Below are 22,613 nucleotides of genomic sequence, written 5' to 3'. Positions count from 1 at the left end.
ATCGATCATGCGTTCTTTCTGTCGGAACTGTTTCGTGACTGGCCCGTCGATGCGATCGATTTCCGCATCTCCGTGTCGGCGCTCACGTTTTGCAATTTGTAGTAATCCAGGATGTGCAGCTTTCCGGTTCGGAACGCTTCGCTCATCGCCTCCGGGACGGACGCTTGGGCCATCACCAGCGCGGCACGGCTTTCTTCGACCTTGGCTTCCATCTCTTTCTCTTCCGCCGCCGCCGCGGCACGTTTGCCTTCGGCGCGAGCCCGGGCGACTTGCGTGTCGGCTTCGGCCTGGTCCGCCATCAGCCGGGCGCCGATGTTGGCCCCGACATCGATGTCCGCGATGTCGATCGAAACGATTTCAAACGCGGTTTGCGAATCAAGACGTTTGGCGAGCACGGCTTTACTGATCACGTCGGGGTTTTCGAGCACCGCGGCGTGACTGTCCGCGCTGCCGATCGCACTGACAATCCCTTCGCCGACGCGTGCGATGATGGTTTCTTCGGTCGCACCGCCGATCAACTGCTGCAAGTTGGCTCGAACCGTGACTCGCGCACGCACCTTCAATTGGATTCCGTCTTTGGCGACGGCATCCAACGACGGTTTGACGGAGCCACGCGGCGGGCAGTCGATCACTTTGGGGTACACGCTGGTTTTGACAGATTCCAAGACATCGCGTCCGGCCAAATCGATGGCGGCGGCCTCGCGGAACGTCAACGAAATCGTTTTGGCTTTCTTGGCCGCGATCACCGCACGGACGACTTGTTGCACGTTTCCGCCGGCCAGGTAATGTGCTTCCAATGCCTCGCTGGTCATCGCCGGGTCATCCAAGCCCGCTTGGACGGCCATGATCTTACTGCGGACGATCGACCGTGCATTGACCTTTCGAAATGTCATGCCGATCAAGTCGCCGATGCCCACGCCGGCACCGGTCAACCAGGATTGCACCCAGATGCCGAAGTAGCTGGCAAACACAAAAAAGACGACCAGCGCGATGCCGATCAAAATCAAGGCGCCCACGAGCGCCGGAACGGTCAAATCACTTGCTTCGACGGCAAGTAAATTCGATGACCACGCGATGAGAGTAGCTGGAGGTGACGACCCGAAAACCATTGTGTTGCATCCTGTCCGTGCGAATCGAGTTCAGCCGATCAGTTTGTCACGCCAACCCGTGTGATGATTCCACGTCCTTGGACCGACAATACCTTTGTCAAATGTACCGGATCCGATCGCGGCCCGCGACACCCGTCGACAAACCTGCCCACGGTTACTCGTCCAATTCATCCAGATCCAGCGACTCGAGCGTCGCCTCGATCGATTCCGTTCGCCGCTCAACGTCGACTTGTTCGGGATGCAAGTCGGCTCGCTCGGCAACCCGAACGCGCAACTTGCCCGCCACCGCGCTGATCACCACGATTTCCGTGCCGGCATCGATCGGGCTGCCGTCGGACACCGCGTCGAGTCGTTTGCCGTCGATGACGACCAACCCGCTGGGAAGCAGGTTGGTTTTGGCGATCCCGGAGCGTCCCACCAAATCTTTCCGCTTCTCGCCGCTCCGCAAGCGGCTTTCGGTCGGCTCGTCGAGCTGGCCTGGGCGACGGTTGAGGATCCGTTTGCCGATCGCCGTGTGCGGCCAGTAGCGGATCATCATGACCAGCACCACCGGCGTGGAAAGCACGACGGTGGCCGTCACGGCAAAACCAGCCGTCGCGCTGTGCGTGAACGCGATCACAATCGATGTCGTCGCGGCGATCGCGGCGGCAAAACCAACCATCCCCGCGCTGGGAATGAAAAACTCGCCCACCAGCAGGACGTAAAAGAGTGCTAGCAAAGCAAGGGAGTATGTCAGCGGCATGGGCTATTCTTCGACGACCACCTTGGCACCTTGCACATCGATCACGGTCACCGAGACCCCTTTGTCGATCATCGACCCGTCGCTGACGACTTGAACGACTTGATCGCCGAAACGGGCTTTTCCGCTCGGTCGCAGCGGAGTCGTGGTTTGACCGGTTTGGTGCAACAACGCGCTAAAATCCGCGAGTTTCTCGGCTTGGTGGATCGCTTCGGCGTCCGGTGTTTCCATGATCAAGTGGCGAAACAGCGGCAGATGGGGAAAGAATTGCCGCATCAATACAAACCCCCCGAACAGGCCTAGCAGGCTTCCCAGGGCTGCCCAAAGTCCCCGCGTGATGACGGCCAGTTGGTAGGAGTTTTGCGGCAACACAAAGGTCTGACTCATCAGCACGATCGATGCGATCGTCATGATCAGCCCGCCGATGCCGAAGATTCCGAAACCGGGAATCACGAAGATCTCCAACGCGATACAGCACAGTCCGAGCATCAACAGGACCAGCTCCAGCCATTCGGCGGTTCCGGCCAAGTAGTTCATCCAAAAGAACAATCCGAAGCAGACCATGGCCAGAAAACCGGGCACACCCATGCCGGGGGCGTTCATTTCTGCGGACAGGGCGACGAACCCGACCATCAGCAAGATCATCATCAGACCTTGGCTGCGACCGAGTCGTTCGACGAATCGAACCAGGCCTCGATCGGAAACCGGTTTGGGCACCGCTTCCATGCCGCTGCGACGGGCGACATCGTCGAGCGAATCGCTGCGCCCGTCGGCCAGTCCCAGCTCGATGGCTCGTTCGGCGGTCAGTCCTTCTTTCATTTCGATGCGTTCGCCTTTTTCCCAGCGATCGCGTTCCAAGTCGGGATCGTCGGATTGGGAAACCAGGTCAGCCGGCGTGGTGTATTTGACCCTGCCCGTCTTCTTGTTGGTGTATCGATAGACTTCCAGGTCACTGCACAATAGGCCGCGGATCAAGCCCACGGGGCGTTTGGTGGCTCGGGCGATGCTGTCGATCAGCTCGTCGTGATTGTCCAGATCGGTCAGCGAGATCTCATCGGCGCCGGTCCCGCCCAGGATCGCATCGGGGGTCATGTACAGCGGTTTGCACGCCACCGCCAACAGCGCGCTGTCGCTGCGAGCTTCTTTACTGACAAGCCCGACGACGGTTCGCAGCGGCGGTTCGGGCATCGCGAATGAGCTGGCCAAGCTGGCGCTTTGATCCAGGTCGCCGCCGATCGAATCGAGTGCTATCAGCCACGTGTTGACCGAGCCCTCGACCAGCGACCCGTTGAGATTGCTTTGCCAGCGCCGCACCCGACTGCGAGAGATTGAGCCGGTGATTTCCAGCAGCACTCCGTTGGTGACTCCCCCGATGGCGTCCGATTCGACGGGAATGATCTGTGCCAGGTCGAGCACTTCGGCGGCTTCTTCGAGCGTCTCGACGATGCCGGCGGCGATCCGCGCCGACCGCAGCTGATCGGCCGAGACGGTGGCCGGCACGCCCGCCGCGCTCCACACTTCTTCTTCTAAAACCTCGCCTGTTTCACGTAGTTTCACGAGTTCTTCACCCCCGGCGAAGGACTTTCCGCCGCCGACGTTGCTGACCCAAGCCAGTTCGACGTCGGGATCGATCAGCGCGGCGACGACCGGTTTTGGAAACAGGCCACGGCGGGCGGCGATGCTTTGATAGGCCAAGACGATCGTTTCGTCCTGGTCGCTCTCGCCGGCGGAGGCATCGATCAGTCGGGCGCCTGATGAAAGCAGGATTGAGTCGGATGCCAGGATCGGCAGCAGTGAATGACCGGTCACGCTGCCTTGGACAAAGGACACGATTCGCAGCGACCGGAGCCGGTCGCCGGTGACCGCCCGGGCGACTTTCAACGCGTCTTCGAACGAGGTCGCTTCGCCTCCGGAGGACTCCGCATCGTAACGGAGCACGACGTCCAGCCGCCCGTCTTGTGGCGCGGATTTTGCCAATCGCTCCAGCTGTCCGATCAGCGCTGTGGCCGATTGGCCGCCCAGTGGGACGGGCACATCCACCACGTACCCATTCTCGGCATCGGCCGAGAATCCCGGCGAGATGCACAGAAGTGCCAGAAAGACAAACGAAAGCCACGCTCGTAAGGTCACGACACCCACTCCAAAGACGACAGAAACGACGCACGAGTGATTATAGGGCACGAATGCCCCGAGACGAGGTCGTTAACGGTCGCGGGGAGGGGATTGCCGGTATGCCGCAGAAAAAGCCGTCCGGACGCTTGGCGATTCAGGCTCCTGGAAGGAGGTCGTGCGGATTTTAAAGTCACCCTCCCGCACACGGGAGGGTTACTTCTTAACTTGATGCGTATGGGGTCGAGCGAAGGTCGTGGAGGGCGGACGGCGTATCGCCGTCGTTGTTCCTAGCTGCAGCCCGCTAGCCGGCTACCCGCAGCTGGGGCCGCGACTCCGCGGTCAGCATGGTGCGGAGCCGTTCGAATTCTTCTCCATCGCTGAAGTGGATGGTGATCTTGCCGCGGCCACGCGCGCTGCTTTTGATTTCGACTTTGGTGCCGAAAACCATTCGGAATTCCTGTTGCATCGCCTCGATGTGCGGGGACGTTTGGCGGCGTTTTTGCCGCGTCGCGTTGGTGACTTTGCGACCGGTCTCCTGGTCCTCCTCGGCCTTCAGCATTTCCGCGACCAGGCTTTCGGTGGCCCGGACACTGATCCGCTCGTCCATGATCTTTTTTGCGGTCGTGATTTGGACCTGTTCGTCGCCGATCGGCAACAGGGCACGTGCGTGTCCGGCGGTGATTTTACCGGCTTGCAACAAGTCCAGCACGCTTTCGGGCAATTCGAGCAGACGCATCAGGTTGGCGATCGTGCTGCGGTCGATGCTCAGCCGTCGCGCCAGGTCATCTTGTTTGCACTTGTGCTCGTCGATGTAACGTTTGAACGAAAGTGCTTTTTCGATCGGGTTGAGATCCTTGCGTTGCAGGTTCTCGATGATGGCCAATTCCGCGACCAGACGATCATCGGCTTCGCGAACCTCTGCACGGATCGTGTCCATGCCGGCGTGGATCGTCGCCCGCAAACGCCGTTCGCCGCTGATCAGCTGGTAGCGACCGTCGACGATACGAACCAGAATCGGCTGCAGCTGCTGATGGCTCTTGATGCTCTCGGCCAGCGAGGCGATCTCGTCGGGATTGAATTCGCGTCGAGGCTGGAAGGGATTGTTCTCGATCTCGTTGACCGGCAACGACAGCGTTTGGACGCCGGCTGAATCGCCCTCACGAGACTTGCCTCGCGGAGAGTCGCCTTCGGAGAGCATGCCATCCTCGTCCATCGGGCTGCCGAGCAATGCGGCCAACCCTTTTCCCAAGCGACGATCTTTTGTCCCGGCAGATGAACTAGTCACGCTGTAGCACCTCCATGCACAACTGCGTATAAGCGAACGCTCCGCGGGATCGCGGGGCGTAGTGGAAAACACTTTTGCCGTGACTGGGGGCTTCGCTGAGCGAAACGTCCCGCGGCACGACGGATTCAAAGACGATATCACCGAAAAACTCGCGGACCTCCTGGTCCACTTCGCGAGTCAGTTCCAGGCCGGGATCGTACATGGTCAGCAGGATCCCGCCAAAGGTCAGTCTGCCGTCGGTGGCGACAATGACCTTGCGAATGGTTTTGATCAGCTGGGTCAGCCCTTCCATGGCGAAGTACTCGCACTGGATCGGTATCAACACTTCGGTGCTGGCCGCCAGAGCCGTTTGCGTCAGTTCGCCGACGCTGGGCGGGCAATCGATCAAGACAAAGTCATACTCGTCCAGCACGCTGTCGAGGTGCTTGCGGACGCGCATCGATTGCTGGTCGTCCGAGGTCGCCAGCAGATCAATGTCTTGGAACGTGCGGCTGCCCGGCAACAGGGAAAGCTTGGCCTGGCTCGTCGGGACGATCGATTCGGCAATCGAGACGTCGCTGACCAGGGCATGTCCATTGGTCGGCTCCTGACCCAGGGAGCTGGTCGCGTTGCACTGCGGGTCCATGTCCAGCAGCAAGCAGGACTGTTCGGCAATCGAGAGCGCCGCCGCCAGATTCACGGCGGTGGTCGTCTTACCGACCCCGCCTTTCTGGTTCACAACGCAAAGGATTCGTCCCACGGCCCAAGTTCCCAAAAGAAACAGCTTCGAACCGAACAGCGGTTCTCGTTTCGCGGGAAACTAGGCAATCTCACTCTGGTGAAACAAGGTCGGTTTCACAAGAAACTGGGGTTGACGCGGGAAGTCGGGATGTGAGGGGCGTGAGTCCTGAGTCCTGAGTCCTGAGTCCTGAGTCCTGAGTCCTGAGTCCTGAGTCCTGAGTCCTGAGTCCTGGGTACTGAGTCCTGGGTACTGAGTCCTGGGTACTGAGTCCTGGGTACTGAGTCCTGGGTACTGGGTACTGAGTCCTGGGTACTGAGTCCTGGGTACTGAGTCCTGGGTACTGAGTCCTGGGTACTGAGTCCTGGGTACTGAGTCCTGGGTACTGAGTCCTGGGTACGCAATGCTGACAACGATCGCAGCGGAAAGCCCTCCGCCCAAGCAAACCCGCCACCCAAGCGAGCCCGCCACCCAGGCAAGCCCTCCGCCCAAGGAGCAAAAGCCATCCTCTCCCCGTTCCACCGCCGCTGGCGAACCGCGTGGCGTGCTCGTTGTCGCCGGTTGGCAACAACACTCGCATCTTCCGCGGCATTCGGGCGCAATAAAAAACTCGCCGCGGGGCGAATCCCCGCCGCGAGTCAACTTGAAACTTGGAACGTTCAACTTGGAACGATCAACTTGGAACTTGCGTTAGTACCGGTAGTGATCCGGTTTGAAGGGGCCGTCGACATCGACGCCCATGTACTCGGCTTGTTCTTTGGACAGCCGGGTCAGCTTGACGCCCAGTTGATCGAGGTGCAGTCGGGCGACTTCCTCGTCCAGCTTTTTGGGCAGCATGTGAACGGCGACGCTGTAGGACTTGGTGTCCTTGCTTCCCCAAAGTTCCATCTGTGCGAGCACTTGGTTGGTGAACGAGGTGCTCATCACGAAGCTGGGGTGTCCGGTGGCACAGCCCAGGTTCACCAGGCGGCCCTTGGCCAGAATGATCACGCTGCGACCGGTGTCGTTGAACGTGTAGCGGTCCACGGCACCGATGTCGGCTGGTTTGATTTCGTCCTTGGTCGCCCGGCCCTGCTCGACTTCGTTCTCCAACCACGCCACGTCGATTTCGGTATCGAAGTGGCCGATGTTGCAGCAGATCGCGTCTTCGGGCATCTGCTTCATGTGCTCGCCCAAGATGATGTCTTTGTTGCCCGTCGTGGTGACATAGAGTCGGCCTTCTTTGCAGGCCTCTTCCATCGTCGTCACTTCGAAGCCTTCCATCGCAGCCTGCAGGGCGTTGATCGGATCGATCTCGGTCACCAGCACGCGACAGCCGTAGCGTTGCAGGCTGTGGGCACATCCCTTTCCGACGTCACCGTAGCCGCAGACCACGGCGACCTTTCCGGCCAACATCACGTCGGTGGCTCGTTTGACGCCGTCGGCCAGCGATTCGCGGCAGCCGTACAGGTTGTCGAACTTGCTCTTGGTCGCGCTGTCGTTGACGTTGATCGCCGGAACCTGCAACTTGCCGGAGCGATTGAGGACTTCCAGACGGTGGATGCCGGCCGTCGTTTCTTCGCTGATGCCGTAAATGTCGTCGAGCAATTCGGGGAAGCGATCGTGAACCATCGCGGTCAAGTCACCGCCATCGTCCAGGATCATGTTCAGCTTTCCTCCCGACGGGAACGTCAGGGTCTGCTCGATGCACCAGTCGAATTCTTCTTCCGTCATTCCCTTCCAGGCGTAGACGGGAATGCCGGCGGCGGCGATCGCGGCAGCCGCGTGGTCTTGGGTGCTGAAGATATTGCAGCTGCTCCAAGTCACCTCGGCGCCGAGTTCGATCAGCGTCTCGATCAAGACCGCCGTCTGAATCGTCATGTGCAGACAGCCGGCGATGCGGGCCCCTGCCAGTGGTTTTTCTTTGCCGTACTTCTTGCGCAGCGCCATCAGGCCCGGCATTTCGGTCTCGGCCAAATTGATCTCTTTGCGGCCATACTCGGCCAACGAGAGATCCTTGACCTTGTAAGGCAATCGTTCGGTATCGACTTGCGACACGGGTAAACTCCTAAAGTGTGGTGAATCAAATTCACTCACGTATGAGGGGCTACGAACCTACCACAGGGACTCCCGCTGGCACGCGCTCCCCGAACGCGATTGCAAACCGTCTTCGAACCATCGAAAACGGCTGAATCGAGCGCCGGCACCTGCCGGACCATTCAACTCGATTGAACCGCGTAGTTTAGCGAGGGATCGTTTTTTGGGCACCGGGCCTGGTCAAAAAGAACCCGAAAAGCCCCCGACGGTCGGCCGACGCATTCGCGAGGGGCGCCGCGCGGCCCCTCAGACCTCCGTGGCCTGGAGTACCAGAGGGCTCGCGGCCTGCCGCTGACAACAAATGGAAGGAGATAGCGGAACGGCGCGAGCCGTCCGGTGGCCCCGTCGAAAAAGTATCGAACGACCGGAGGGCTCGTGGGCGGCCGCTGAAAAAAATACCCCGTTTGTCTCAACGGTGAGCCTCCGCGATTCCGGTATCCCGGAGGGATGCCAGCCGGTCGCCGGAGGTCAGCCGATCGCCGCGGCGATGAAGGCCTTGATCCGGGATTCGTTCTTGACGCCGCGCGGGCACTCCACGCCACTGGCGGTGTCCACCGAAACGGCTCCGGTGGCATCGATCGCCTGGCGGACGTTCTCCGGTTTCAAACCACCCGCGAGCGTCCAGCCGACCGACGGATGGTCGTGTGCCCATGAAGCCACCGAGGGCCAGTCCAAGGTTTTGCCGCTGCCTCCGTGCGCCGAACCGGCATCCACATCCAACAACAGCTGGCAGCCGATCGCGACCCAAGCGGCTGACCGTTCCTCCATCAGCTCCGCAGCAAACGCGCCTCGAGGTAACTTGATGGCCCTCAGCACGGGCCACCCCATCAAGCGCAGCGACTCGGCCGACTCGATCGGTTCGTCCCCATGCAGCTGAATGGCGTCCAGTCCTACGGTCGCGGCGTTTGCGGCGATGCGTTCGGCGGACTCATTGACGAACACGCCGACACGCAACAGTCCCAGCTCGTTGGCCAGCCGGGACAGTTGTTGGGTGGCTTCGGACTGCGGATCGACGTAGCGAACGCTGTTGGGGAAAAAGTTCAATCCGATCGCGTCGCCGCCCGATTGGTCGACCGCACGCACGTCTTGCTCCAGTCGAACGCCGCAGATTTTTGTACGAAACACGGTTGCTACCCGAGTGATCCCTTCAATCCAGACAAACTGCACCAATTCCGCTGGCCGCTCCAACGGGTGATGACGATAACCCGAAAACAGCGAGCTCCATCGGCGGAGCCCTCTTCTTTTTCGCGAACAGACCTCGGAGCCATCCCAGCGATGAGAGATCGATCCAACATCGTCGACCTGGCACTCGCCTTTGCCGCCACGTTCGTCATCACTTTGGCCGTCTGGCCCCGCGACGCACCGCGGCAAATCGTTCGTTGCCATCTGACCGATCACGGTTGGAAAACCTACAGCATCGCGATCGACGATCCTAGCCTGGATGAGCTGAAACGAAAGGTCCGCACCTGGAGCAAGCCCGAGTCGCATCCCGAATATGTCACCGCGAAATGGCAAAAGGAAGTGGCCGAGTTTTATGAGAAGAGCCAACCGGCACGCACCCAAGACGGCGCGGTCCCCCGTCCGGTCAAGCGTGCGGATCGAAGACCCATGACGGCGACGATTTCGGACACGGTAACGACCGCGTCCTACGAAACAGAGATCGACGAGCCGGCCGACGTGATTCAACAGGCCGCTTACGCCGAGCCGATCGAACCCATCGCCGAGCAGCCCGAGACGAGTCCGACTGATGCGAAGTATTGGTCGACGGTGAAGGCGTCGGCGGTCGCGTCGATGGAAGCCGTCGAGGAGCGGAGCGCCAACGTCCCGGTTGTGTTTGAAAAAGTCGCTCCGGCCAGTTGGCCTCAATTGGCATTTCACTTCGCCTTCCTGCTGGGAATCGCGGCGGCCTGCGGTTACATGCACTGGCTGCGGCACGCTCCGCTGCGCACCGGAGCTTCGTTCGGCGAACAACCGGTCGGCGTGCTGGCACGCATCGGAACGTTTTCCGGCGCGATCGTCGTGGCGATGCTCAGCGCGGTCGCCGTCTGGCTCTGAGCCGCCTGGTCGGAATGCCAAGATAGTTCTCACGTTCGCGTTAGATTCTGCCGATTATTCCGATTGGAGGGATCGCTTTCGCCAAGCCGTCCCCACACCCACAAGCCTCTCGGACACGATCGAATGATGAAAAACTTCGAGCACGATTTCGTTTTGCCTCCCTTCCCGGGTTTTCCGTCCGCCAGTCGATTCGTCCCCGTCGGGCCGGTGCTGGAGACTTTTTCACGCGTTTCACGCAGCGTTTTGGCGCGTGAAGCGATCTCGTTGGTGATCGGACCGCCCGGCACCGGCAAGTCGCTCGTCTGTGCGTTGTTGGCCAAAGAATTCGCCGCCACCCATGACGTCATCGCCCTTGGCGACACACCGATCGCCGATGACACCGCGTTCTATCGATTTTTGCTGCACCGTCTCGGCGTGCCCTTGGAAACCGGCAAACGCGACGATTTCGAATTGATGATCCATGATCGTCTTTGCGGCCCCGACGCAAAACCACACGGCGCGCTGTTGGTCATCGACGAAGCCGCCTCCTTGACGACCGACGTTTTGGAAGCGATTCGACGCCTGACCAATCTGATGCGCGACGGGCAACCGATGGTCAGCGCCGTCGTCGCCGGTGGCGTCAAGCTGGATGACACGCTGACGGCACCTTCCTTGGAACCGTTCGTGCAACGTGTGACCGCACGGTGTTATCTGCATCCGCTCAATGCCGAGGAAACGCGGCAGTACATCCGCCAGTCGATCGAAGTTTGTGACGCGTCGTCCGATGACACCATCGCCGACAATGCGATCTCAGCCATCTACCACGCCACCAGCGGCGTCCCCCGGTTGATCAACCATTTGATGACCGAAGCGATCGATTGCGCCGCCGAGTTGGGCGAGACGCTGATCGATGAACACACCGTCAACAAGGCATGGGCAAGCTTGCAACAATTGCCCAGCCCGATGATCGAAGAGCCCCGCATGCAACCGGAAAGTTCGGTCGTCGAGTTCGGAGAGCTGAGCGATCCGGCGGTCCACGCCGACGATCACTATCTGATCGAATCGACGCCTGCCGAGCCTGCCGAAGCAACCGTTGCGGAGGCGGAAGCGTTGGTTGACGAACCCGAGGAATCGATCGAATCCGAGCCCACCGATGCCGCCGTGTCGGTCGTTCCTGATCCGGTCTCGCTGTTCGGCGAATTCGAGGACGAAGAAAACATCGAAGTCGGAGTCGCACAGGTCAAAGCGAAGCCGAACGAGTCGTCCGAAGTCGACTTGGAGACGATGTTGCATTCCCAGATCGTCGGGCTCAGCCAGTTTGTTTCCGAAAACACGGCTTCGCGGTATTCCGAGATTGATTCGCTGGCAGTTTTCGAAGAACCGGGAATGATCCAGGACTCGGCACCCGCCGAGCTGCTGGAGGAGCCACCGGGCGGACTGTCGGAAGCGACGGCGGGCGAACCGGTCGCCGAGGCCGGCAAAGATTTTCCAAGTGTGGTCTGGTACGACGAACCCGGCCAAGGTGCCGATGCGGAGGATTCCGCGGTGCTGGATGACACCGACCTGTTGTGGATCACCGAAGACATCGACGTGGACCGCAAGATCATCAAACCGGCCTCCGCGGGTGGCTCGCATCGCATCGATCAGGCGTCCGATCAAGACGCGCCGAAGTTGTCGGTCGACTATCGCGAAATGCTCGAAAAGATGCGAAATCAAGCCTGAGGGTTTGCCCGGGACGCTTCGACACCCTCTGGGGCGCGCCTGGTGGCCGCCCCATCCGGCGATCTTGCCGTCCCTCGGCCCCAGTCCCTTGTCAGACCAGCGCGGTGGTTTTAATCTGCAATGAATCCACCCGCCCCCGGTTTTTTTCCAATCGCTACTCGTCTTGGACGACTCCCCGAACAGCCGATCGATTCCGAGCGACCTTCTGATCGCGATTTGCACCTATCAGGAATCACAGAATATCCAGGCAATGCTGGTCGGCTTGCGACGTGCCTTTCCGGACGCCTGCCTGATGGTGGTCGACGATAACTCGCCCGATGGCACGGCCGATTTGGTTCGCGAAGCCCAGCGATCGGATCCTCGGATTGAGCTGATTGTCCGCCGCGACAAGCGTGGACTGGGGTCCGCCATCGTCGACGCGATGAAGTACGCCGTGGCTCGGGGCTATCGTTTTTTTGTCAACCTGGACGCCGATCAAAGTCATGACCCGGCCCAGTTGCCCGATCTGGTCGAACGCGCGCGGGCCGATCAGGACCTCGCCGTCGTCATCGGGTCACGCTACGTGCCCGGTGGCGAGATCGTCGGTTGGCCGTTGCGGCGGCGATTGATGAGCAAACTGGTCAACCGGTTTGCCACGGCATTTTTGAAATTACCGGTCAAGGACTGCAGCGGCTCGATGCGTTGTTATCGCACGTCGGCGCTCGATGCGATGGACTTGGATTCGCTGCAATGCACCGGTTATGCCGTGCTTGAAGAGTTGCTGGTCAAATTGCACCGCGACGGACGCAAGATGTCGGAAGTCCCGATCACGTTCACCGAGCGAGAACTCGGACACAGCAAATTGACCTTCGCCGAAGCCGTCCGCTCGGTCCGCTTCATGTTGCGATTGGCCATGACGCTGCGGTGAAGTGAGCTTGGACTTGATCCCGTTGATTCGGGTACATCGACTCCGTCACCAGGCCGTACCGTCACCGGGCCTAACAGTGGAGGGCAAGCTGGAAGCTTACCCCACTTGGCGTTTAGGGAGTCCGCTGGCTGATCAGGTTGTTGCCCGAGGACAGCTTTTCGATGGCTTCTTGAAGCACCAGGTCTTCGTGGTCCAGCGTCACTTGCCCGCGATCGTTGGGACGTGCCGCGATGTACGGAGACTCGACCTTCACATCGGGCGTCACACCGTTTTGGCTGATCGCGGTCCCCTTGGGCGAATAGAACTTTGCGGTCGTCAGGCACAGTCCGAATTTCGCGGTTTGCATTCTGAAGATGCCTTGGACGCTGCCCTTGCCGTAGCTCCGCTCGCCGATCAGGATCCCACGTCGGCTGTCCGAGATCGCTCCGGCAAAAATCTCGCTGGCGCTGGCACTGTCGGAATCGATCAAGACGGCCAGGGGAACATCCCAGGTGTTGGGCCGGTGTGCGACGTAGTCAAAGTTTTCGCGTGAGTTGCGTCCGCGGGTGGTCACGATGCGTCCGTTGCTCAGGAATCGATCGGCGACTTCGACCGCGGCCGATAGCAGACCGCCGGGGTTGCCGCGGACGTCCAGCACCAACGCTCGCATGCCTTGGCGATGCAAACTCCAAAGTGCACGTTCGATGTCTCGTGTGGTCGTCTTTTGGAAATTGGTCAGACGCAGATAGCCGATCCGGGTGGCGGGGTCGACGATGTGGACATTTTCCACACAGGGGACTTCGACGCGACGCCGCTGGATTCTCAGATCGCGGCGTTCGCCTTGCTGATTTTGCAACGTGATCGAAACGTAGGTGTGTTCCGGACCTCGCAGCAGGTCGGCGGCGATCTCGGGATCCGAAAGATGCGTTTCAGCTTGTTCGACCCGAACGATCCGCTCGCCCGGTTGCAGCCCCGCTTCTTCGGCCGGGCCGCCCGGAATCACCGACAGGATTTTTAGCGAGTTTTCATCCGTTTCCAACTCGATGCCCAATCCGACAAAGTTGCCTTCGATGTTGGAGAACATGTCGTCCAACTGGTCGCCGGACAGCAACCGTGTGTAAGGGTCCAGCGTCGAGATGGCACCGCTGACGTATTCCAGCACGACGGTCGTCGGGTTGATCCCGATGTCCTGGCGGGCGAGTTCCGCCACATAGGCCACGGTCGCTCGCAGATCGAATCGGTTTGCCGACGGCCGATCGGCGATCCGGCGATGGATCGTTTGCTGAAACTCATGCAGCATGCCCAGGTCTTTGCCCGGCAAGGCGTCTTGAACAAATCGGTCTTCGGTCAACGCGATCTCCAGAGCCGCGGTTCCATGCAACAGGATCCGCGACCAATCGACCGATTCAACGTAGTGCGTGTCCAAGTTCGCCAAGACTTCGGAATACAGATCCAGGGCTTGCGAGACACTCATCGAATGGGCCGAAGCGACGAAACTCTTGTCCGCATAGCGGCGATTGACGTCGTAGTGCAATCGGCTGATCACCAACCGTTGATAGAGATGCCGCGAATCGGGGAACTCACGCGACGCCTGCTCGTAGTGGCGGACCGCTTCAATCCATCGTCGTTCCCGCTCCAACGACGCGCCGCGGGCGATCGTTCGACTGAGACCATCTTGCTCGATGGCTTCGGCCGCAGGCTCGGCGGCCAATGGCTGCTGTGCCGTCGCCGTCAGCCCGCCTTGGAACATCAGGGCAAACAGGCAGAGCAGTGTCATCGACGATGTCCACTTGCCGGCTGTGCTTGATGGTCGACAGACCGGTCGCGACTGAAAAACCCGTGCATTGATTGGCATACCGATTCGGCCCATGGGGTGTCTTCAGGAGGGGAGGGAAGGACGACAGGGACGCCGGGAGGGGGCGATCTGTCAAACGGCCGCGTCAGACACCCACAGCGGGCGGCCACGCGAATATAGGACACAAAAGATGCCCGGTCAAAAAACCGTCTGATGGGTAACCGGGTCAGGCGTTGCGATCGCTACGCATTAACACGAAGCGTTCGGTTTAAGCCGGTCGGTCAAGTTGCGACGAAAAGAAATCATCCGATTGATCTCGATTTTGTCGCGGCCCATCGTGCGTTCCCTACGCAGAAAGCAACTCAGTCGCTGCCATGGCCTCAGATTCCTTTAGCCGCACTTCAAGGCGGCAAGTCAACGATACGCACTGTCCCCTTCGAAGTCAAAAACCTGAAACCTGAAACCTGAAACCTAAGACGCCTCCCCCTCGTTTTCCGTCCATCGCGTTCCACCGGCACAACCGGATGCGGTCACGTGAATCTCAATCTTTTACCAGTCACAACAGGGGACCCAGAACGCAAAGTTCCCGATAGTGGCTTATGTCGCCAAGCGGCAATGCTTCCCCGTCGCTGACTCGGACGACTCCTGCTTCGGCAGGCCTCATGAACACGGTTCACCGCGAACCACTTCCCGCCCAACCACACCCCGTTTCATTCAGGAAAGGACTCCCAGTTAAACGCGATCGCGATTCGGTCAGTATCCTTCACCCGAAGGATGGCAATGCAGTAGGGATGGAACGCGTCTCTTCCAGACGCGACTAGTGCATGCCCCCACACTTGAACGTTCCCCCGCGGTTCGCCATTGGAATTCCCAATCCAGTACGGATGGAGTCCTTCTTATGGAAGGAGCAAGTCACGATGACAATCTCTCGATCGCTACGAAAACGGCTTCGCCGATATGCGCTGCTCTGTTTAGTCACAGCCACCACCGCAGGCTTTCTCGAAACCTCACAGACCTCGGTCGCCGAGGACACCCACGACAGCAGCGACTTGCGAGGCTGGGTCGAAGACCTCTCGCAAAGCTCCTTCAGCCAAGAATCGGTTGCGATTGGCAAGCTCGCCTCCCAGGCAACCACACCCCAATTCTTGACGGTCTCCGCGGAAGACCAATTAACGATCGACACGTGCAACTTTGACACCTGGCTGGCAGGCATCCTGCCGCCGGCTGAAAGCAAGCCGTCCGACGCTCCGAAAAACATCGAACCCGAAACGTCCGATCTCGCCAAATCCAACGCCTCGCGGACATCCAGCCAGTTCAATTCGACGCTCGCGACGATCGCGGCAGCGGCGTCGGCGGGAAACCCCATCCCGCTCAGCCAGTGGACCGAGCCCTTCGCCATGATCGGTCCCGATGGCAGTCATACACCGCAAGAAATCAAAGCCTTTCAAGCATGGTTTGACAACGGGAAAGCCTTCGTTGCGGGCCTCGGTAACGGAGACTTCAACGGGTTCATCCCCGTCGTCGATTTCGATGGCGAGGTCGCCGGCCCGGCGAATGAATCGGTTGCGGTGCAGGACAGTAAACCCGCCCTGTCGGTGACCGTCGCCCGGCCCTTGATCGGAAGCTCCGCCGTCATTGCGACCATCGAAGAAGCGTATCAGCCGTATGACTTGGCCGCCGAAGATTTAGCCGCAGCATCGCAAGCCAGCGACGTCGATGCCAACGATTCCGAGGACACGCCGGCGGCGGACAAGCCCCAAGATCGCCAAGTCGTTTGGACCGATGGGCTGTACTCGCCCTCGCTGCAACCCTTCTGCATCCACTCACTGGATCTGATGCGAAAGCCTGGTTGGAGTCCGCTGGCACAAAAGACGATCTCCTCGACCGAGCCCGTCGCACTTGTAGCCGAAGAAGTCGCGGTCGCCGAAGTTGAGCAGCCCGAGCCCACGGTGGAAGTGGAAACGCTCGTGGCCGATGCCGCAGAGAAAGCACCCGCGGACGCCGAACCAATGCAAGAGGAAGTGGTCGCCGAAGTTGAGCAGCCCGAGCCCGCGGTGGAAGTGGAAACGCTCGTCGCCGACGCCGCGGAGGAAGCACCCGCGGACGCCGAGCCGATGCAAGAGGAAGCGGTCGCCGAAGTTGAGCAGCCCGAACCCGCAGTGGAAGTAGAAACGCTCGTCGCCGACTCCGTGGAGGAAGCACCCGCGGACGCCGAGCCGATGCAAGAGGAAGTGGTTGCGAAAGTTGAGCAGCCCGAGCCCACGGTGGAAGTGGAAACGCTCGTCGCCGATGCCGCGGAGGAAGCACCTGCTGACGCCGAGCCGATGCAAGGGGAAGTGGTTGCGGAAGTTGAGCAGCCCGAGCCCACGGTGGAAGTAGAAACGCTCGTCGCCGACGCCGCGGTGGAAGCACCCGCGGACGCCGAACCGATGCAAGAGGAAATGGTCGCCGAAGTTGAGCAGCCCGAGCCACCGGTGGAAGTAGAAACGCTCGTCGCCGATGCCGCGGAGGAAGCACCTGCGGACGCTGAACCGATGCAAGAGGAAATGGTCGCCGAAGTTGAGCAGCCCGAGCCCGAGGTGGAAGTAGAAACGCTCGTCGCCGACACTTCGGAGGAAGCACCCGCGGACGCCGAACCGATGCAAGAGGAAGTGGTCGCCGAAGTTGAGCAGCCCGAGCCCACGGTGGAAGTGGAAACGCTCGTCGCCGACGCTTCGGAGGAAGCACCCGCGGACGCCGAACCGATGCAAGAGGAAGTGGTCGCCGAAGTTGAGCAGCCCGAGCCCACGGTGGAAGTGGAAACGCTCGTCGCCGACGCCGCGGTGGAAGCACCCGCGGACGCCGAACCGATGCAAGAGGAAGTGGTCGCCGAAGTTGAGCAGCCCGAGCCCACGGTGGAAGTGGAAACGCTCGTCGCCGATGCCGCGGAGGAAGCACCCGCGGACGCCGAGCCGATGCAAGAGGAAGTGGTCTCAGACGTTGACCAGCCCGAGCCACCGGCTGAGTCGATGGAGTTGGTTGCCGCGAATCCCTCTCTTCCCCAAGGTGAGGAAATCGTGGAGGAGGTGCCCGGATATGTCGGGTCTCCGGATTGTTTGTTGGAAGATGTGATGTGGCAGGTCAGTGTTGCGATGGAAGACGCAAACGTGACTGACCAATGGCTCCGCCCCAACCGGGTCGGGAAACGATTGGCATCGCTGGTGGTGGGCGGTGACCGAGTGGCAACGCGGGTGGCAAGCGAACTGGCCCTGGTATGGCCGGCGAACGCACAACCCGCGAAACCGATCCCGGGTAGTGGAGCTAAATTGTTGGCGCGAGCCGAGGCCGCTGAGCAGTTACCGGCGGAGGGCAAGGCGAAGCCCTTCACGCCAGAACAGCTCGCCCAGGCAGACGCCATGTTCAGGCAGTGGGTCGGCGTGGCCCAAAGTGTTCTAGATGATCTTTCTGATCACCTAAACGACGTGACTGAGGTTGCCCTTCATCGTGGAACTCAGGACGACTCGAATCGGCGATAAACGAAGTCTTCAAGAACGCTTTCGGTAAACACGACGAATCAAGCCGGTCTTCTCCATCCTGCCGGCAGGCACTTTGATTCGGACTCCAACTGCCAGGTCCGCTCATTCTCACAGGTTCCCTCCTCCTGACGAGAATGAGCGGACCTTTTTCCCTCCCCCATTCGCTCGCCTTTCCAGGAAATTGATCCAATGATCGCGGTACTCCTCTCCTGCACCCTCAAAATGATCATGGTCTACTCGAAGTCGCGGCTCCAGTCTCGCCGCCCGTAAAATCCCGCCGCACCTTGGTTTCCGGCTCGGCGGTAGTGGACGAGGCGACGAGTCCTTGCCACTATGCCGACTACAGAGGACTCGTCGCCTCGTCCACTACCCGAAGATTGAGCTGCGATAGACGACTAGGTGCCGAGAAACATCGCGACGATCCCCAGGGTCATCACCGCGATCAAGATCACGACCAAGACTTTGACGATCAATGACGTCTGGTACTTGATGTGCGGTGTGCGACGGATCGCGTCCTGATACGATTCGGAAAAGACGACTTTCCCTTTCTGGCTTTGCAGCAGGTACAGGATGTAACCGTTGATCAATGTGCCGATCGGAAACATGAGCAGTCCGATAGTGCTGAACACCGTCGCCAATCGGCGCGCGGCGATCTTGAATCGTCGCAGTCCCAGGCCGGTATAGATCTGCACCGCCCCTAGACCACCGTACAGCCCGACCACCAACGCCGCCTCGACCAACCCCATGCCTTGCATCCCATTGCCGTCGACCAGCAGCGAAACCGCCGCCATTCCTGCCATTGCGACGAAAAAGACCAGCAGCAGCACGCCGGGGATCAGATACAGGATCCCGACCGATTTGATCGACGCCTCGTGGTTGAGGTAACGCCGCCGATACGATTCCACATCCGACTCTAACCCTTCGGTCTCGGACACGTGCGACGTGGGAGCGTAGGGATTGAGCGCGGCGTCCGCGGCAACCGGCCGCTGAATCGCAAACGGATTGGCTTCGTCATCGGGCACCGCGAAGGGATCTTTCGTCACGATCGACACTCCTGCTCAACATCAATCTCAAAACGTTGGAGTCCGCAAAATGGAATCCACAAGGTTGAGATTGTATCCCAATCCGCCCGCCACGGGAGCGCTGTCAGCTACCCGGTTCTCTCACAAGATCGACGACTCGGAACTTGGAGCGGAAAACGGGGCAGGCTGTAACTTGCGGAACGATGATACGATGACTTGGCCCGCGGATGGCGGCGCGAACCCGCGGATGACAGCGGGAAAAAAATCCGTGGGTGCGCGCTGCCATCGGTGGGATTGGTTCCGAACGTTGGTCCGGTGAACGAGCTGGAATGCTTCGTCAAGATGGAATCTTAGGGCCGAAGCATTAATACTGCCGCGGCGCAGCCGATGCGTCGTCCAGGTAGGGTTGTTCCCAAGGCGGTGTCATCGGGCGAGTCGCCTGTTGAGGAATCAACTCTTCGGTTTCCGGTAGGTCCTCGGCGCGATCGAGCAGCTCACGGCCTTTGGCGATCGCATTGGAGGCATCTTCGCGAATTTCTTCTCGATTGAATCGGATGGTCGTCTCGTTTTCATCACGTTGGATCGTGAACCATCCGGCCATGAAGGCGCAAACAGCCAAAACTCCCAGAATCACAAGCGTCCGAAACATCTCACTTCCCTCTGTGGTTCGTATCACCTTGGCACTTTCGTCCATGAAAGCCGCAGTCTACGAAGAGTCGATGGCAGAGGGAAAGGTCAGTCCGCGGGGCGTGTCGTCATGACGACATTGCTCCTCTACGCCTGTGGCTCGTTGTCACCAGACGGCAGATGCCGCGATTGAAATCAGCCGATTCGTGTTCGCGATCACCCGCGAGATCGGTAGCTCCGTCAATCCACAAACACAAACTCGTTGGACAGCAGCAAGGTCTGGGCGAGTTGCGCCAGACGGCTCAGGGGTTCTTCGTTGCCCCGTTCGATCGGCCCCGCAAAATCGCGTTTCGAATCGCCTTCGAAGTATTCGCCGTGATCACTTTTGAGCGACACCTGACACCGTAAGAAAAACGAATCGAAGCTATCTGAGGCTCGCGGGGAGACGACAAAATCGACGGTTTCACCAGCGGCGACGTCGGCGCTTAAGTTGCGAAACGGACGATTGTTGCTCTTCTGGTTTTCTCGCCACAGCCGACGATCGCCGACCCAGATCGCCAGTTCGACGCCGTCACCTTGATCGTTTCGATGCCCCACCATGCCGCTGATCGTCACGCGACCGCTGGCCGGTGCGGTCCATCGTCGCACGACGGCATGCTTGCGCCCGGGGTGTCCATTCTCGGCACCGATCGACGCGTAGCCGAGTTCGCTCGTTGCGGGCAACTTGTCTTGGTCCTGCCACGTCGCCCCACTGAACACCGCCAGTGGACGAAACTCGGTCACGCGGCTCTCCGCGTTCGCCGGCGCGGTTCCATACCGCCAGGCGAGCTGGGGATTGAATCTCTGCTCGCGCTGACCGGCCGGCTGCCGTAAAAACGCAACGCACGTCCCACGCTCCCCTGCACTCGGTGGACGCGACAAAATGCGTTCGAACATGCGATCGACTTGCGCCGCAGCGTCCTGGCGGTTCGTTTCGACTTGCTCGGCCAGCGACCGCGCAAACGCGCCGATTTGTGGATGATTCATCAAGAACAGCGCTTGCTGCGGCACGGTGGTGAAGAACCGCTTGGGTGTGTGCGCGTCGGGACTGGCAACATCGAACGTCCGGAACAACGACGGCAGGTTCTGGCGATCGATCATGGCGTAGAGCGTTCGTCGCGGGCTGGGCGAAGCCAAATGAATCTCGACCGGCGGGCCGCCGATGGTGCGATCGAGTCGCCCGCTGACCGCGAGCACCGAATCACGCAGGGATTCGAAATCACGGCGCCGACGGTTCCCGCGTGCCGCAAGACGGTTTTCGGGATCCAGACGCAGCGCTCGGTCATCGGCGGGTTCGGCCGATTGGGCATACACCCGCGACGTCACGATGCGTCGAACCAGCCGCTTGACGCTCCAATGCTCCGCAAACTCCGCTGCCAGTTCATCCAGCACATCGACCAACGGCGGCGCCTCGGTGCGGACACCGAAGTCACTGGTTGAATCAACGATCGGTCGGCCGATCAGATGCATCCAGATTCGGTTGACGAACACGCGTGCGACCAGCGGGTTCTCGTGCGACGCAAGCCGTTCGGCCAACTCGCGCCGACCACTGCCATCGGTGAACCGCGGCTCGTCGGGTTTTCGTAGCGCGGTCAGATACTGGCGTGGCGCCGTTTCACCTCGATTGCCGGGCTGACCGCGGAGGAACACGTGGCTGTCGGCGGGTTTCGCGCGGTCGACCAGGGCCAGCGGGCTGGCGGCGTCTTCGGGAGTCTCGCTGCTTTGCAAGATGCCGAGCAAGGAGTAGTAATCGGTTGTCGGGATCGGATCAAACTTGTGATCGTGACAGCGTGCACAGGCGACAGTCATGCCCATCAACCCGCGCGTGATGACGTCGATCCGGTCGTCGATGGTGTCGTAGCGATTGAGAAACCGGCGGCCGACGGTCAGAAACCCCATCGCATCCAAATCGCCGTTTTTGTTGGCGGGATCGAATCGATCGGCGGCCAATTGCAGACGTATCATCTGGTCCAGCGGGATGTCGGTCGCAAACGCCCGGATCAGCCAATCGCGATAACGATCGCTGCCCTGGAGCCGACGCTCCTTGCCCGCCAAAGCGTACCCGATCGTGTCGGCGTATCGCGCAACGTCCATCCAATGCCTGGCGAATCGCTCGGCGAACTGCGGCGAGGCGAGCAGCTGATCGACCAAACGGAAATGCTTGTCGGTGTCGCTGGAGGCCACGAAGGCATTGATCTGGGTGATCGTCGGCGGCAACCCGGTCAAGTCGTGGTAGAGACGCCGAATCAACGTCTGGTCGTCGCATCGATCGGAAAGCGCAACCCCCTCGTCGTCTGCCAAGGCTCTGGCGATCGCGTCCATCACGTCGCAATCGTCTTCGCCGACAGCGACGTCACCGCGAAACCGTTGGGGGGCTTTGAAGGCCCAGTGGGACCGAGGATCGATGTCCATCGGCGATGTTTTTTGCGGCGGCTCGGCGATCGAATTGCGGGGGTCGGGCGCCCCCATCTGAATCCATTGCTCCAACAGTTTGATTTCGCTTTCATCGAGCTTTCCGGTCGGCGGCATTTCATACTCCGCGTCGTCATACCGGACGGCCTTGATCATCAAACTCGCCTCCGGGTCTCCGGGCACCAGGGCGGGGCCGGACGTGCCGCCGGTCCGAAGCGAGTCGGCAGCGTCCACGAATAACTCACCGGACGATTCGCCGGATTGGCGCGAATGGCATTCGTAGCAGTGCTCGATCAGCAACGGACGAATCTTTGACTCGAAGAACGCTTCTTCTTCAGGAGCGATCTTCGGGGCTTGTTTCCCATCGGATGGCGCGGTGGGCGAGACGTCCGCGGCGGAAGACGGAGCGGTGGTGAAGCCTGCGACAGCGATGGCTGTGGCAAAGACGAAGGCGTATTTCATTGCGAGCGGTGGGCGTGGTGGTGGTGGGGCCAACAGAATAACCGCACCGAGTGGAAAACG

General features: G+C 60.3%; 15 protein-coding genes. 4 read left to right on the top strand and 11 right to left on the bottom strand.

What is annotated here, in order from left to right; genetic code table 11:
• Positions 1–5 precede the first annotated feature (5 nt).
• The 7 genes from floA to TBK1r_RS08135 all read right to left on the bottom strand — a co-directional run bounded on the left by floA (position 6) and on the right by TBK1r_RS08135 (position 9,164).
• A complete protein-coding gene (gene floA, locus TBK1r_RS08170) occupies positions 6–1,109 on the bottom strand; it encodes a flotillin-like protein FloA (RefSeq protein WP_145208804.1) in 1,104 nt (367 codons plus the stop codon).
• Positions 1,110–1,263: 154 nt separating this feature from the next.
• Entirely contained in the window at positions 1,264–1,851 is a 588-nt protein-coding gene (locus TBK1r_RS08165; protein WP_145208802.1) for an NfeD family protein, read from the bottom strand.
• Positions 1,852–1,854: 3 nt separating this feature from the next.
• Positions 1,855–3,978, bottom strand: coding sequence for an NfeD family protein (locus TBK1r_RS08160; RefSeq protein ID WP_145208800.1), 2,124 nt, complete (start codon positions 3,976–3,978; stop codon positions 1,855–1,857).
• Positions 3,979–4,261: 283 nt separating this feature from the next.
• Positions 4,262–5,158 (bottom strand): ParB/RepB/Spo0J family partition protein, encoded by an 897-nt coding sequence (locus tag TBK1r_RS08155; RefSeq protein ID WP_419581547.1) that lies wholly within the window; start codon positions 5,156–5,158, stop codon positions 4,262–4,264.
• A 79-nt stretch (positions 5,159–5,237) separates the two neighbouring features.
• Positions 5,238–5,984, bottom strand: a complete 747-nt coding sequence (locus TBK1r_RS08150) for a ParA family protein (protein ID WP_095737391.1) — start codon at positions 5,982–5,984, stop codon at positions 5,238–5,240.
• 669 nt (positions 5,985–6,653) lie between these two features.
• The gene (gene ahcY / locus TBK1r_RS08140) at positions 6,654–8,000 is read right to left on the bottom strand and encodes an adenosylhomocysteinase (RefSeq protein ID WP_145208798.1); all 1,347 of its coding nucleotides are present in this window, start codon (positions 7,998–8,000) and stop codon (positions 6,654–6,656) included.
• 507 nt (positions 8,001–8,507) lie between these two features.
• Positions 8,508–9,164 carry a phosphoribosylanthranilate isomerase gene (locus TBK1r_RS08135; RefSeq protein WP_419581118.1) on the bottom strand — a complete coding sequence of 219 codons (657 nt, stop codon included), beginning with the start codon at positions 9,162–9,164 and terminating at the stop codon, positions 8,508–8,510.
• A 150-nt stretch (positions 9,165–9,314) separates the two neighbouring features.
• Between TBK1r_RS08135 and TBK1r_RS08130 the strand changes: the two genes are divergently transcribed.
• The 3 genes from TBK1r_RS08130 (at position 9,315) to TBK1r_RS08120 (ending at position 12,702) form a co-directional block, all read left to right on the top strand.
• Positions 9,315–10,094 (top strand): hypothetical protein, encoded by a 780-nt coding sequence (locus TBK1r_RS08130; RefSeq protein WP_419581117.1) that lies wholly within the window; start codon positions 9,315–9,317, stop codon positions 10,092–10,094.
• 123 nt (positions 10,095–10,217) lie between these two features.
• A complete protein-coding gene (locus TBK1r_RS08125; protein WP_145208792.1) occupies positions 10,218–11,795 on the top strand; it encodes an ExeA family protein in 1,578 nt (525 codons plus the stop codon).
• Between the two features lie 163 nt (positions 11,796–11,958).
• Positions 11,959–12,702, top strand: coding sequence for a polyprenol monophosphomannose synthase (locus TBK1r_RS08120; RefSeq protein WP_419581116.1), 744 nt, complete (start codon positions 11,959–11,961; stop codon positions 12,700–12,702).
• Between the two features lie 112 nt (positions 12,703–12,814).
• Here the strand turns inward: TBK1r_RS08120 and TBK1r_RS08115 are convergent, their stop codons facing one another.
• On the bottom strand, positions 12,815–14,458 hold the full coding sequence (locus TBK1r_RS08115; RefSeq protein WP_419581115.1) for a S41 family peptidase: 1,644 nt from the start codon (positions 14,456–14,458) through the stop codon (positions 12,815–12,817).
• A 935-nt stretch (positions 14,459–15,393) separates the two neighbouring features.
• On the opposite strand from TBK1r_RS08115, the gene TBK1r_RS08110 reads away from it, so the two are divergent.
• Positions 15,394–17,991, top strand: a complete 2,598-nt coding sequence (locus tag TBK1r_RS08110) for a hypothetical protein (RefSeq protein ID WP_145208789.1) — start codon at positions 15,394–15,396, stop codon at positions 17,989–17,991.
• Between the two features lie 395 nt (positions 17,992–18,386).
• Here the strand turns inward: TBK1r_RS08110 and TBK1r_RS08105 are convergent, their stop codons facing one another.
• The 3 genes from TBK1r_RS08105 to TBK1r_RS08095 form a co-directional block, all read right to left on the bottom strand.
• A complete protein-coding gene (locus TBK1r_RS08105) occupies positions 18,387–19,034 on the bottom strand; it encodes a hypothetical protein (protein WP_145208787.1) in 648 nt (215 codons plus the stop codon).
• 343 nt (positions 19,035–19,377) lie between these two features.
• The gene (locus TBK1r_RS08100; protein WP_145208785.1) at positions 19,378–19,662 is read right to left on the bottom strand and encodes a hypothetical protein; all 285 of its coding nucleotides are present in this window, start codon (positions 19,660–19,662) and stop codon (positions 19,378–19,380) included.
• 218 nt (positions 19,663–19,880) lie between these two features.
• Complete coding sequence (locus TBK1r_RS08095; protein WP_145208783.1) at positions 19,881–22,553, bottom strand: PSD1 and planctomycete cytochrome C domain-containing protein; 2,673 nt, start codon at positions 22,551–22,553, stop codon at positions 19,881–19,883.
• Positions 22,554–22,613 lie beyond the last annotated feature (60 nt).

It is taken from the genome of Stieleria magnilauensis (genome assembly GCA_007753675.1).
Lineage (GTDB): Bacteria > Planctomycetota > Planctomycetia > Pirellulales > Pirellulaceae > Stieleria > Stieleria magnilauensis.
The sequence above is the reverse complement of the archived record's forward strand: the minus strand, read 5'-3'. Positions and strand labels throughout refer to the sequence as shown.